The organism is Kitasatospora sp. NPDC001175 (genome assembly GCF_053598215.1).
This window is the reverse complement of the sequence record NZ_JBSFJU010000123.1, coordinates 1-11,307: the sequence shown is the minus strand read 5'-3', so window position 1 is coordinate 11,307 and position 11,307 is coordinate 1. Positions and strand designations below refer to the sequence as shown.

Genomic DNA, 11,307 nt, shown 5'->3' with positions numbered 1-11,307 from the left:
GGACGCCCCGGCCTTGGAGCTGCTGTGGTTCACAGGCCAAACCTAGACCAGACTTCTGACACGATTCCCGTCCGGGCCAGTTAGTTCGGAGAAGGCGCGCTGTGCCGGCGGTGCAACTCCCGGCTCGGATCGCTAGAGGCGGCGCTGCGCCTGCCTGCGGGCCTGTTCCAGAGTCTGGCGGGGGATCTGCACCGGGCGCTGTGGCGCAGCGGGGCGGTGGAGCTGGAGCGGTACGCCGAGGACTTCGCCTACCTCGGGATGACGGTCGAGGAGTTCGCTGGCCGATTGCAAGCGGTGCACGAGCGGCTGGCGCTGCCGTACGTGTACTGGGCGCCGGTGACGGAAGACCCGGCGATCAGGACGAGGGCGTGGACGAAGATCGGGCCGCTGTGCGACGACGCGGAGGCCGATCGGCACCGGGCGCGACTGGTGGCTGCGCCGCCACCGTGCTGGGTGTGGGTGACGCGCGAGCCCGACGACGGGGTCAACAGCCCCGCGCCCCGCGCCCTGGTCGTGGCCGCCGATTCCACCGAGGGGGCCCGGGAACTTCAGCAGCAGCTGCGCGGTCCCGTCGACATGAGCCGCCACGAGGCCAGGGACCGCGACTTCGTCGAGCTGGCGGTGCCGGTGCTGATGAGCCGGCCCCTGACCGTGGAGCAGTTCCGCGGCGCGCACTGGCTCGAGCGCGAGGAGCTGCCGGCAACGGACCAGGAGCTGCGCGAGCTGCTGCTGCGCTACGGCTACATGGCCGGCTGGCTGGACCTGGCGGTGCAGATCGTCCTGGAGGACCTGGGCGACGACCTGCCGGACAGGAAGTGGGCGGTACCGAGCCGGGCCCGGCACCACTGGCTGGCGCTGTTCGCGTACTGGCGGGACCGTCGGGCCGCCCCGCACGCAGTCTGACCCAAACCAGCAAGGGCGCGCGGCATCGGTCGTGCGCCCTTTCCTCTTTGACTCCCAGAATGGACGGGCGTAGCATTTGGTTACGTTCTACTGTTTGGGAGTTGAATCGTGAGGATCAGCATCGGCGGCGAGCGGGTCGAGGTCCCCGATGACCTGGGCCGGGCGCTGCTCGCGGCACTGCGCAACGAGAGACTGGTGGAGCCCTCGCAGGCCTCCGACTTCGACGAGCTCACCGCCCTGGTCGCCCGCATCAGCCACGTCACTCAGCACCTGACCTTGGTGAAGGAGCTGGCGATGTCCCGCGCGGACGCCACCGGCAGCTACTCCAACCGGCGCGCGCTGGGCCTCGCGGCCGCCATGGCCCCCTCCCAGCTCGGCCGGGTGCTGGAGGGTCACGGGCTGCCGCGGGACCGCCGCAGCGGCGGCGTGGACCTGGTCGTCGCCTTCCGCACCACCGACGACGGCGTCCTGCACCTGGCCGCCGAGCCCGACGTGGCCGACCTGCCCTCGTTCACCCTGCCGTTCGCCCCGGCGGAGCGGGCGACCGGCCCGACGGAGTTCGCCGGCCGGGAGCTCACCTTCTACTACCGCCCGCAGGTCCCGATCGCGGTGGCCGACCTCGGGCGCACCGCCGGCTACACCCTGCGCCACGCCGAGCAGGGCCTGATCGCCTGCGTCACCGAGGACGTCTTCGACGCCCTGTTCGGCGACCCCCGCCTCGACCCGACCCGACCCAACGGACGCTGAGGAGCGACCCCCGATGTCGGATGACCTGTTCAACTCCGTCGACGAGCTGCTCGCAGCCGTGCGCACCGGCCTGCCGGTCCCGGCGGAGCGCAAGCGGCTGCGCCTGGCGGCCGGGCTCACGCCCGCGCAGATCGCCGCCGCCCTGCGGGTGAACTCGGCCCTGGTCCAGGGCTGGGAGGACGGCACCGCCGTCCCGGGCCCGGACATCACCCCGGCCTACGCCCGGCTGCTCGACGGCCTCGCCGCGCGCTTCCCCGCCCCCGAGCAGCAGGCCGCCCCCGCGCCCGCTCCGGTGCCGGTCGCGCCCGAGCAGGCCGACCCGGCGCCGCAGCAGGTGATGCTCGACCAGAACCCGGACGGCTCCCTGGCGATGTTCGAGGCCGCGCCGTGTGTGCAGTGCGGCCAGCCCTCCGTCTACCGCGCGCAGGGCCGCCCGATGCACCTTGGCGGCTGGTGCCGCCCCGCCACCCCGGCGGCTCAGGCACCCACGCCCGCCGCTCCCCAGGCCGAGCAGACCGCCCCCGCCCCGGCGCCCGTCACCAGCGCGCCGGCCGCCGTGCCCGCGGCTGTTCCCGCTTCTGCTGCTGCGCCGTCCCGGCCAGCGGACGCCGCGTCGTCGGCCCCGGCGGTGCGCGGCGGTCAGCGCCCGGCTGCGCCCCGAACCCCGAACCGCTCCGCCACGGCGCGCCCGGCCGGCCAGGCCGTCACGACGTCGGCCGCGGCCCGCTGGTGGCCGGTGGTCGCGCTGGACGTCGCCGAGGACGGCGGCTGGGTGTTGGACGTGCCGCAGGTCCCGGCCCCGGCCGGGCCGAAGCTGGCCGACTGGTTCGCGTGGCTGGGCACCGGGCTGCCGCTGCGGGTCGAGCGGGCACACCCGCTGGGGCGCGGCGGTGACGGCACGGTCTGCCTGACCGCCGCCGCGCTCAAGCAGCTCGGCCTGCCCGCCGCCCTGCCGGGCACAGAGAAGGCCCTGACCGCGCTGCAGGCCAAGATGGCGAAGGCCGCGGCCAGCGTCGGCATGGAGCTGAGCGACCACATCGGCCCGGCCTTCCACGTCTTCCGCCGCAAGGGCTCGGCCGGCGGCCCGAAGACCTCGGTGCGCATCACCGTCGCGCCATGGCTGGGGCAGGGCGATGCCCGCCAGCAGGCCACCAGCGCCCTCGCCCTGCCGCTCGCCACCGCCCCCGACGGGACCAGGGACGCCCTCACCTTCGCCCGCCGCTTCCGGACCTTCACCACCGACCTGGGCGTCGCCCCGGGAGCGTCGGCCGCATCCACTGGGATGCTGCTCCTGGACGCGGTGCGCCCGCGCGTGGAGTGGGTCAAGGACGAGGCGACGGGAGAGTGGTCCTCCCACCCGCGCGAGGGCGCCCTCCCGGGCGGCGACCTGTGCGTGCCGCCGGCCGCCGGCGCCCGGCACCCGCTCACCCGCGAACTCCTCAACAAGGGCGAGCCGGTGTGCGAAGAGGAGGACTACAAGTGGTGGGCCCGCGAGCTCACCGCCGAGGAGACCGGCCACCCGTGGGCGGTGGCGGTCGACGTCTGCGCCTCCTACCTCTCGGTCACCGACTCCCTGCGCCTGCCGTCCGGCCCGCTGGAGCTGGTGAAGAGCCCGGACTGGAACGGCGGCAAGACCGCCGGCCTGTGGTGGGCGGATTTCACGACCATCGCGGTCGACGAGCTGCTGCCGCACCCGGCGACCTTCCACGGCCGCCCGCCGACCGGGCCGGGCTGGTACGCCACCCCGACGGTGGCCTACATGGCTACCACCTACGGCTTCGACCCGGCGACCATCACCGAGGCGTACCTGTCCACCCACACCGTCCCGCTGCTCAAGGAGTGGACCGGGCACGTACGGGCCGGGTACAAGCGCGCCTACGCCGACCTGGGCCTGATCGACGGCCAGAGCCCGGAGGAGTTCCTCGCCGCCTACGCCGTGCACAAGGACGTCGGCACCGACCCGGTCCGCGCGGACGCCCTGGTGCTCGCCGGCCTGTACAAGAACATCTACAAGGGCGGCATCGGCAAGTGGGCCGACTCCGCCCGCAACGCCCGCCCGGACGAGACCGTCTGGCTGGAGAAGGTCGCCGCCACCTGGTCCTACCGCCCGGAGATCCGCTTCCACATCGTCGCCACCGCCCGGATCGCCGCCCACCGCCGCCTGCGCAAGACCCTCCAGCTCACCGGCCGGGCGCCGTTCGCGGTCAACCGCGACTCCTACCTCTACGCCGCCGACCAGCCGTCCCCGCTGGAGCTCCTGCCGGTCAAGGACGACGGCACCCCGGTCCCCGGGGCGCTGCGCCTGGGCATCGCCCCGGGCAGCCACAAACACGAGGCCTCGATCCCGCTGGAAGCGGTCCTCGAGGTGATGGGCCGCCGTGAGCACCCCTCCCGGCTGGTCCACGACTACACCACCGACGGCACCGCCATCGACCAGGACCAGGCCGCCGCCGAAGGCGATGGCGCCGAGACCGACGACGAGGAAGGCGGCAACTGATGGCCGGCAAGCTCCGGGGGATGTTCGGGCGGGTGCGTGAGGCGCTGTTCCCCTCGCGCCAGGCCCCCGTGCAGTCCACCACCCAGGCCGGGCACGTGCGGGACCGCAAGTACGGCGGCAGCACGAAGGCGATGGCCGCCGCCTACGGCGTCTCGCCGCGCACCGTGCTGCGCTGGATCGACGGCACCCGCCACCCCGTCGAGCACGAGCAGCGGCTGCGGCGCGAAGCACTCGACGTGCAGACCACCGAACGCGGCCGGGAGCGCAAGGCCAAGCAGCTGCAGCAGCTCGGCACCATCTCCGGCATCGGCGCCCGGGTCGGCAGGACGACGACCTTCGCGATCCGCGGCTCGGACGCGGTCCGGGCCCGCGACGTCCACCTGAACCTCTCGGGCGAGCAGGCCGCCGCCCTGGCCCGCGCCGAGAACGAGGACGACGTGCGGGCCGTGATCGGCCAGGCCCTCGCCGACTACTTCAACGGCGGCGCCTACGGCGACTTCCGGCCCCAAGATTTCGACTTCGACCCCGACGACTTCGACCTGAACTGAACATCACCACCACCCAACTTGCCTACCCATAGGGTGAGTTCATGGCAGACGACCACAGGCCGGTGGCCGCGCCCAGAACCGGGAGCAGCGCGGACACCGGCCTGACCGCGACCGGCCCAAGGCAGCCTGGACACAAGAAATCTCGGGGAATCTGGCCCGTCGGCAGAACACGAAGAAATCCCGAACCGCATTCACAGCGCACCCGAAGCAGGATCTCCGACCCAATAACCGAAGCACTCGGCTGCGAAAGAAGCCAGGAATTCCAAGGACGGAGCAAGACCGCAATGACGAACGACGACCACCAGGACGACCACAGCCACGACGACGTCGCCCAGGAGCTGGCGGACCTCGAAGCGGCGTGGGTGCTGACGCCCGCACGGTGGCGCTGCGCCCACTGCGGCGACCGGATCACCGGGGAGGGCACCACCTGGTTCGGCCCGATCCCGGAGCCGGGCCAGGACCGTGACGCCGGGCCGCGGTTCCACATCGACCGCAACGACTGCCGGGCCGCCGGCGGCTGGCCGCCGATGGCCACCCGGTAGCGCCTGAATCGCCCCCACGTCCCACGCCTGGCCGCCACCACCTGGTGGCGGTCACCGTTGAACCGCACAGCCGAGAAGCGGAGGCACCACCATGCCGGAATCAGCGAAGCAGGACCCGTACACCACCCGCCCCGAGGCGCCGGTGCCGCTGGCGCTGTCCGACTCCCGCAGCCGGCCCGCGCCAGCAGACCGGGACCTGGGCCGGGCGGTCCTGGACTCGCCGCTGGTGCGCGGCGCGATCTGGCTGCGCTGGACCGGCGACGACGGCATCCGCACCCTCCACCACGGCGCCGGCCTCGCCCGCGGCTGGACCGAGCGCGACGTCGACGGCCTGGACGGCTGGGTGGCCCTGATCGAAGGCCGGATCGTCCTCGGCGCCAGCCCGGACGGCCAACCGCAGCCCGTCGTGCACGCCGAGGCATGGGAGGCCGGATCGACCCTGCACGCCGCCCTCGCCCAGCACCCCGCCCGTCCCGACCACGGCCAGGACGAGGAAGAGCCCGACGACCAGGAGCACGGGCTGCTCGGCGACGTCCGCGGCCGGGTCCGCCGCCGGGCGGCCGGGATGACCCTGGGGAACATCGAGCAGGCCCTGGGACAGGCCCGGTTTGAGGAACGCTGCGCCGACCGGCATGCCGACGCCGGGGACGAGACCACCTTCGCCACCGCGGCCGACGCCCTGGCCGAGTGGCAGCGCGTGTACGACCACACCGCCCAGACCAGCGTCGAGCGCTACGACCCCGACCACGACACCGCCCTCCAGCACGCGCTGCGCCGTCAGCGCCACCAGCAGGACGTCGCCGAATGCGCCCGCGAGGCCGCCCACCAGGCCCGCCAGACCACCGACGTTGCCCACCGCCGCCTGGCCGGCCGAGCCGCCGAACCGCTCTACACCGCCCTGGACCGGGCCGGCCTCCACAACCTGAGCGACGACGACCACCAGGCCGTCCGCGACCTCACCCGCACCCTCGACCCCGCCACGGTGCGCCAGGTCATGGGCTGGCTGGAGCGCACCCGCACCGCGGCCCTCGCACTACGCGGCACCGACCAGGCCCGGCCCGCCAGGCCCATCGTGCGGCGTAGCCAGTTCTGACAAGTCGCAAGGCGCTGGTCACCATCAGGTGGCCGGCGCCTTGCGTTGTGCGTGCCGTCAGCTCCCCGCGCCGTAGAGGTGCTTGTCCCACTCACCGGGCCAGACCCACTCGTACATCACCCGCCGCGCCCAGTAGCACCGGTTGATGCCGCGCACGTGCTCGTCGTAGGACTCGACCGGGCTCGTCGACAGCGCGTTCCAGCGGTCCAGCCAGTACCCGTCTGCCTGACGGAACGCGAAGGTTCCGCGGGCCTTGCGCATGTCGGCGAACGTCGTGGACGCCTCGACCTCCTGCTGGAGCTCCGGATACAGGCTGCGCCGCGCCGGGTGGGTGGTCTGCTCGGCGAGGTCGCCGAGTGCGGCGACGATCGTTGCCCGTCCTTCGGCGAGGATCTCTTCGGCGGTCGGGGGCGGCGGCAGGAGGGAGGTCCGCTCGCGGACGGCGGCGACGGCGCTCTGGTGGTTCTCGCCGGTCTTGGCGGCACGGGCCCGGGCGGCGTTCTTCCGGGCGTGGTTCTTGACCATCGGGTGTCCTTGCTGGTGGCCGGCCCGCGATCCGGGCCACTGGACGGCACCGGGACAGTCTGCTGCGAGGCGGGCGTTGATGCGGGGCACCGTCAGGACGTTGGTGCTGCCGGTCGCGGCCGTCAGCGGTCCGGGACCGACACACCGCGCGGCCCGCCAGCAGGGTATCGGGACGGCCAGCACCGTCGGGCCAGCTTCGCCTTGTGGCGCGCTGTCAGCTGATCGGGGCGGTCGGGCCCGGCTGGGGCCGGGCCTGCGAGGGCCTACAGGGCACTCTGCAGGGCCTCGCCGGGACTGGGCCGACGGAGGGGCCCTGGGATTCGCCGCGTGAGGCCGCCAGAGCCCCTGTAAGGGCGTCAGGAGGCGCGCGGGAGGCCGGGTTGGATCTGGCCGCGGACGATGTGGATGCGGGCCGCGCGGGCGTGGCCGTCGCAGACGATGTACCGGCCGCCGTCGTCGGCCTGGACGGTGTGGGTGGCCGGCTCCAGGCAGGCGGCGCCCATCCGGTCGTAGGGCCAGGCGTTCAGGCACGACGGGTCCATGCACCAGGTACCGCGATCGGCGTTCGACGCCAGGGTGGCGCCGTGTTCCGGGCACACGCCCCACGGCACCGAGCACCGGCTCGGCACCCGGGCGCTCTGCTGCTGCGCCTGTTCGTAGGCGGTGGCGTCGGTCATTCCGGGACTCCGGCCGGAGCGGCCGGGTCGGGGAGGGGAGTGAGGTCCTCGGCCAGCTCCTCCACCCGCACGATCCGGTACAAGCCGACCCCGTACAGGCTCCGCTCGCCCCGCTCGTACTTGTTGCGGGTCAGCCGCAGTGCTTCCTCCACCGAGCTGGCGAAGGCGTAGGTGGTGAGCCTGGCCGCCCCGGGGTGCGCGTCGTCCACGCGGTGCGCCACGATCTGGTAGTTGCGCTTCTCCTGGCCGTCGCGGCCCGCCGACTGCTCCATGCTCCACTCCCGTCCGTCCGACCTGCGGGATCTCCCAGGAGGGAAACGATCTACGCGGGCCCGGGTGACTGGGTCGGCCGCCCGGAGTCGGCCGGCGCCCGAACCGTGACACTACAGCCGTGAACTCGGTAGCACTCCCCACACGGAACCTGCCGGACGGTCAGTCACGTCCGACCATCCCGGCGGCCCACCGACCGTACCAAGTTGCCCAGGTTCAGCCCACTTTACGCTCGGAGTTGGCGAAATCTATCCACAGGCCAGCAGCGCCACTCTCGCCAGATGACCAGCCACACCACCACCCACCACGGGCACGACGACCTCGTGGCCGCCGTCCACGACCTCGACACCGCCACCACCCGCCTCTGGCGCCAGGCGGTGGACCGCACCCGGCTGCTCCTCGACCGGCTGACCGACGGCGGCCTGGACCAGGTCGTCCCCGAGCTGGTCGACGAGACGGTCTTCCACGAGCTCGGCCGCACCCGGCACCCCGCCTACCCCCACGTCGAGATCTGGCTGGTCACCGCGTACCTGTTCAAGCAGGGCTGCTATGCCGACCCGGTCGCCCGTGCGGCCTCGCCCTTGCCGACCTGGGTGTCCAACTTCGCCGACCGCCACCACGACTGCCCGCCGGGCTGCCGGGGCGACGGCCCTGCGACGGGAGGCGGCTGCGACCGCTGCGAGGAGTTCTGCGGCGGCGGCAGCCACCAGGTCATGGCCCGGTTCTCCAGGGCCCTCGCCCGGATCCTGGCTTCACGGGCGTAGAACAGCTGCGCTGGCGGACCGCCGCAACGCGGCCTGCGCCCAGAGTTGCCCGGCCCTGCAACGCCCGCCCGCGTTGCAAGGCTGACCTGCGCAAACAGCCCGATCCGCTCCGCAGCGCGGCGCGCGTTGCAGCCGCCGCCGGCACCTCGAGTTTGTTCTGCCAGGGCAGAACGAACCGGTTCTGCTGGTGATACCGCCCAGGGGTGGCGTCGCTGGCCTGACCTGCGGGATTCCCCTGGAGGGGAACGGTGCACACGGCTACGCCCGGCCAGGGTTCCCAGAAGGGAACGCGGGCCGGGCGTAGGTGGCGTGGGTCAGGCGCTGTGGGCGAGGTTGGCGACCTGCGCGGCGAAGCGCTCGCGGCGCTGCGCGTTGAGGGCCTCCGGCGCTGCCGACTTGATCTCGGGCACCGCCATTGGGCCGGCCGCAGCGCCGGTGAGGGCGGGGTGGACCTGGTAGTGGCTGGCCTTCAGCAGCCACGCCAGGCCGCACTCGCGCAGCTCCTTGAAGCCGCGATTGACCGTGGGCTTGTTCGCGCCGATGAGCCTGCACATCTCGGACTGGCTCACCTCGGCGACGCCGGTGTCTTCGTCGTGGAGCGACATGAGCATGTCCAGAATGCGGCGGGCGGGCAGCGAGATGTCCACCAGGGCCAGCACAGCGAAGACCTGCCGGGAGATGACGACCGGCTTGTCCGAAGGGATCGCGGGAACGTACGAGCTCACTGTGCCTGCCTTCCGGTCGACGTGGTGATGGCCTTGTCGTACGACAGTATGCGGGCCGGCCTCATGCCGTGGCCTTCCGCGCGGGCAGACGGCGCTTCGGCCGCAGCTCGACCACGGTCTCCTTGCGCCGGGCCTCCTCGGCCTCCTTCTTCGCCTTCTCCCGGGCCGCCCGCCACTCCGCCGGGTATTCCGGTGCCGGGATGATGCACACCGGCCCGTCGGCGGCGTTCCACGCGCGCTGCCACTGCTCCTGCTCGCCGGAGGTGCCGGCCACGGTCAGCCAGGGGTTCAGCTGAAGCAGGCCCCGCTTCGCGGTCCGCATCCACCCGATGTGCATGTAGAACTGGCTGGCCTCGTTCACCGACGCCGCCGACAGCTTGCAGCGCTGCTGAAGGTCCCGCTGGCTCACCCGCACGTACCCGCGGGGAGTCTTCTTCTCCTCCTCGGCGTCCTTGCGGGTCGCACTCTGGGCAGCCACCAGCTTGCACCAGACCTGGAACCAGCTGCCGGGCATCTTCATGCTGCCCAGGACGTCCATCAGCAGCCGCGCATCGAGCAGGTAGCCGCTCGTCGCCGCGCTGGCCGCGAACTCCCGGCCCCGGATCTTCTCCACGCTGATGATCAGGCCGCCCTTGCCGTCCGACCGCGCGACCACGCGCTCGCCGGGGCGCACAACCGGCAGCTGGCTCATCGACACCATCCCTCGAAGATCATCACTCAGGCCAGCCCGAACGGTATCACCAGTGGAACCGCTTCGTTCTGCTCCTCCAGAACAAACTGCGCCTCCAGCCACCACTGCTGAGGCCCCGGTTTGTTTCAGATCCTCAGAACACCCAGCACCGCGTTGTTCTAGAAACCTGAAACAAACCAAAACGCATCGCCCCAGCTCAGAGCACATATCGACCGCGCCCGCTCTTATGTGTCTGTAGAGGCCAGCCCGAACGCTCGCCACCTGCCACACCACGCCCGGCGCTGCCGGGCGTGTCGGCGTCAGGAGCGCCCGGACCACCGCCGTTGCCGACCTCCGGACCGTCCCACGGCATCGGCCTGCGGCCGATCCGGCAGTGCCGCGCCCGCTTCGCTGCGCCCGGCCGGACGACGGCTGGACTGCCCTTCCGCCGGACGTGCTGGGCTTCCAGCCGCGCGGAAGCCCCGGCGGGGGCTCCTCCGGACCCCGCCCCCGCCGGATCGGTACACCGGTTGACCACCGTCGCCCAGGAGCCGGCTCCGCTGCTCCCCGGACTCGGAGCCCGTGGCCGATGGCTGACCCACGGAATTCACCGCCGTCAATCTTCCGCCTTTTCATCTCGCATTCCCTCTGCTTTCTCCCGCCCGGAAATAGGCTGACAGGGGCGGCCAGGTCGATTCAACCGGCCGATTCCGTCGGGCTCTATGGGCGCAATGATCGGGCTTGATGCGCCTGAATTCCCCGGGCCTTTATCCCGCTCCCCGGGACCCCGCCACAGCTCCAGACCCTAGCGGCTTGCTATCTTTGATGCACCGGAACGGGCGAAGCCCGCCCCCGTACCACCCCAACGAGTGACCCCACCACCTGACCACCCCTCACCACCCCAACCCCCACACCCCGAACCACCCACCCACCACCACCCCACACCCCCAGCCGGGCGAAGCCCGTCCCACCCCCACCCCACCAACACCCCCCACCCGCCAAGGGCCGCAGGCCCCACCCCAACACCCACCCAAACTCCGCAGCGAAGCGCGGAGTTGACCCACCACCAACCCCACCAACCACCTCACCCCAACCCCCACCGATCGGGCGCAGCCCGATCCCGCCCGGCGCAGCCGGGCCGCCGGCGGCGCAGCCGCCGAGCCAGCGCCGAGGCGAAGCCCGGCGCCCGGCCGAAGGCCGGCAGTCCCGGCGGCTCCGCCGCCGCGCAGGGCCGAAGGCCCAAGCAACCCGGGCCGAAGGCCCGTGGTTACCCGGCGTAGCCGGGCCGGCGGCCTGGTTGCGCTGGTATCGGTGCAGGTCAGGGTCACTTTTCGGCCCGGAGGCCC

General features: G+C 72.6%; 12 protein-coding genes. 7 read left to right on the top strand and 5 right to left on the bottom strand.

Annotated elements, in window-relative coordinates:
- Positions 1–216 precede the first annotated feature (216 nt).
- From ACWDAK_RS39175 to ACWDAK_RS39150, 6 genes are all read left to right on the top strand, one after another.
- On the top strand, positions 217–903 hold the full coding sequence (locus tag ACWDAK_RS39175) for a hypothetical protein (RefSeq protein ID WP_427396142.1): 687 nt from the start codon (positions 217–219) through the stop codon (positions 901–903).
- A gap of 108 nt (positions 904–1,011) precedes the next feature.
- Positions 1,012–1,650 (top strand): hypothetical protein, encoded by a 639-nt coding sequence (locus ACWDAK_RS39170; RefSeq protein ID WP_427396141.1) that lies wholly within the window; start codon positions 1,012–1,014, stop codon positions 1,648–1,650.
- A gap of 13 nt (positions 1,651–1,663) precedes the next feature.
- Positions 1,664–4,147 (top strand): helix-turn-helix domain-containing protein, encoded by a 2,484-nt coding sequence (locus tag ACWDAK_RS39165; protein WP_427396140.1) that lies wholly within the window; start codon positions 1,664–1,666, stop codon positions 4,145–4,147.
- Positions 4,147–4,695 carry a hypothetical protein gene (locus ACWDAK_RS39160; protein WP_427396139.1) on the top strand — a complete coding sequence of 183 codons (549 nt, stop codon included), beginning with the start codon at positions 4,147–4,149 and terminating at the stop codon, positions 4,693–4,695. Before ACWDAK_RS39165 ends, ACWDAK_RS39160 begins: the two co-directional genes overlap by 1 nt.
- A 284-nt stretch (positions 4,696–4,979) precedes the next feature.
- Entirely contained in the window at positions 4,980–5,237 is a 258-nt protein-coding gene (locus ACWDAK_RS39155) for a hypothetical protein (protein WP_427396138.1), read from the top strand.
- Positions 5,238–5,328: 91 nt separating this feature from the next.
- A complete protein-coding gene (locus ACWDAK_RS39150) occupies positions 5,329–6,330 on the top strand; it encodes a hypothetical protein (RefSeq protein WP_427396137.1) in 1,002 nt (333 codons plus the stop codon).
- Between the two features lie 57 nt (positions 6,331–6,387).
- Here ACWDAK_RS39150 and ACWDAK_RS39145 read toward each other — a convergent pair whose 3' ends face one another.
- From ACWDAK_RS39145 to ACWDAK_RS39135, 3 genes are all read right to left on the bottom strand, one after another.
- Positions 6,388–6,855 carry a hypothetical protein gene (locus ACWDAK_RS39145; protein WP_427396136.1) on the bottom strand — a complete coding sequence of 156 codons (468 nt, stop codon included), beginning with the start codon at positions 6,853–6,855 and terminating at the stop codon, positions 6,388–6,390.
- Between the two features lie 356 nt (positions 6,856–7,211).
- The gene (locus ACWDAK_RS39140; RefSeq protein ID WP_427396135.1) at positions 7,212–7,532 is read right to left on the bottom strand and encodes a hypothetical protein; all 321 of its coding nucleotides are present in this window, start codon (positions 7,530–7,532) and stop codon (positions 7,212–7,214) included.
- Positions 7,529–7,804 (bottom strand): hypothetical protein, encoded by a 276-nt coding sequence (locus ACWDAK_RS39135; protein ID WP_427396134.1) that lies wholly within the window; start codon positions 7,802–7,804, stop codon positions 7,529–7,531. The genes ACWDAK_RS39140 and ACWDAK_RS39135 overlap by 4 nt, the downstream gene beginning before the upstream one ends.
- Positions 7,805–8,083: 279 nt before the next feature.
- Here ACWDAK_RS39135 and ACWDAK_RS39130 point away from each other — a divergent pair, with 279 nt between their 5' ends.
- A complete protein-coding gene (locus ACWDAK_RS39130) occupies positions 8,084–8,566 on the top strand; it encodes a hypothetical protein (protein ID WP_427396133.1) in 483 nt (160 codons plus the stop codon).
- A gap of 314 nt (positions 8,567–8,880) precedes the next feature.
- Here ACWDAK_RS39130 and ACWDAK_RS39125 read toward each other — a convergent pair whose 3' ends face one another.
- Together ACWDAK_RS39125 and ACWDAK_RS39120 are read right to left on the bottom strand one after the other, a co-directional pair.
- Complete coding sequence (locus ACWDAK_RS39125) at positions 8,881–9,291, bottom strand: helix-turn-helix domain-containing protein (protein ID WP_427396132.1); 411 nt, start codon at positions 9,289–9,291, stop codon at positions 8,881–8,883.
- Positions 9,292–9,352: 61 nt separating this feature from the next.
- Positions 9,353–9,982: a hypothetical protein gene (locus ACWDAK_RS39120; RefSeq protein WP_427396131.1), complete on the bottom strand. Its 630-nt coding sequence runs from the start codon at positions 9,980–9,982 to the stop codon at positions 9,353–9,355.
- Between the last annotated feature and the right edge of the window lie 1,325 nt (positions 9,983–11,307).

Excerpts from the sequence above, each read along its gene's own strand:
- ACWDAK_RS39155 (WP_427396138.1), top strand. The coding sequence starts at position 4,980 with ATGACGAACGACGACCACCAGGACGACCACAGCCACGACGACGTCGCC.
- ACWDAK_RS39130 (WP_427396133.1), top strand. The coding sequence starts at position 8,084 with ATGACCAGCCACACCACCACCCACCACGGGCACGACGACCTCGTGGCC.
- ACWDAK_RS39145 (WP_427396136.1), bottom strand. The coding sequence starts at position 6,855 with ATGGTCAAGAACCACGCCCGGAAGAACGCCGCCCGGGCCCGTGCCGCC.
- ACWDAK_RS39160 (WP_427396139.1), top strand. The coding sequence starts at position 4,147 with ATGGCCGGCAAGCTCCGGGGGATGTTCGGGCGGGTGCGTGAGGCGCTG.
- ACWDAK_RS39120 (WP_427396131.1), bottom strand. The coding sequence starts at position 9,982 with ATGAGCCAGCTGCCGGTTGTGCGCCCCGGCGAGCGCGTGGTCGCGCGG.
- ACWDAK_RS39135 (WP_427396134.1), bottom strand. The coding sequence starts at position 7,804 with ATGGAGCAGTCGGCGGGCCGCGACGGCCAGGAGAAGCGCAACTACCAG.
- ACWDAK_RS39150 (WP_427396137.1), top strand. The coding sequence starts at position 5,329 with ATGCCGGAATCAGCGAAGCAGGACCCGTACACCACCCGCCCCGAGGCG.
- ACWDAK_RS39140 (WP_427396135.1), bottom strand. The coding sequence starts at position 7,532 with ATGACCGACGCCACCGCCTACGAACAGGCGCAGCAGCAGAGCGCCCGG.
- ACWDAK_RS39165 (WP_427396140.1), top strand. The coding sequence starts at position 1,664 with ATGTCGGATGACCTGTTCAACTCCGTCGACGAGCTGCTCGCAGCCGTG.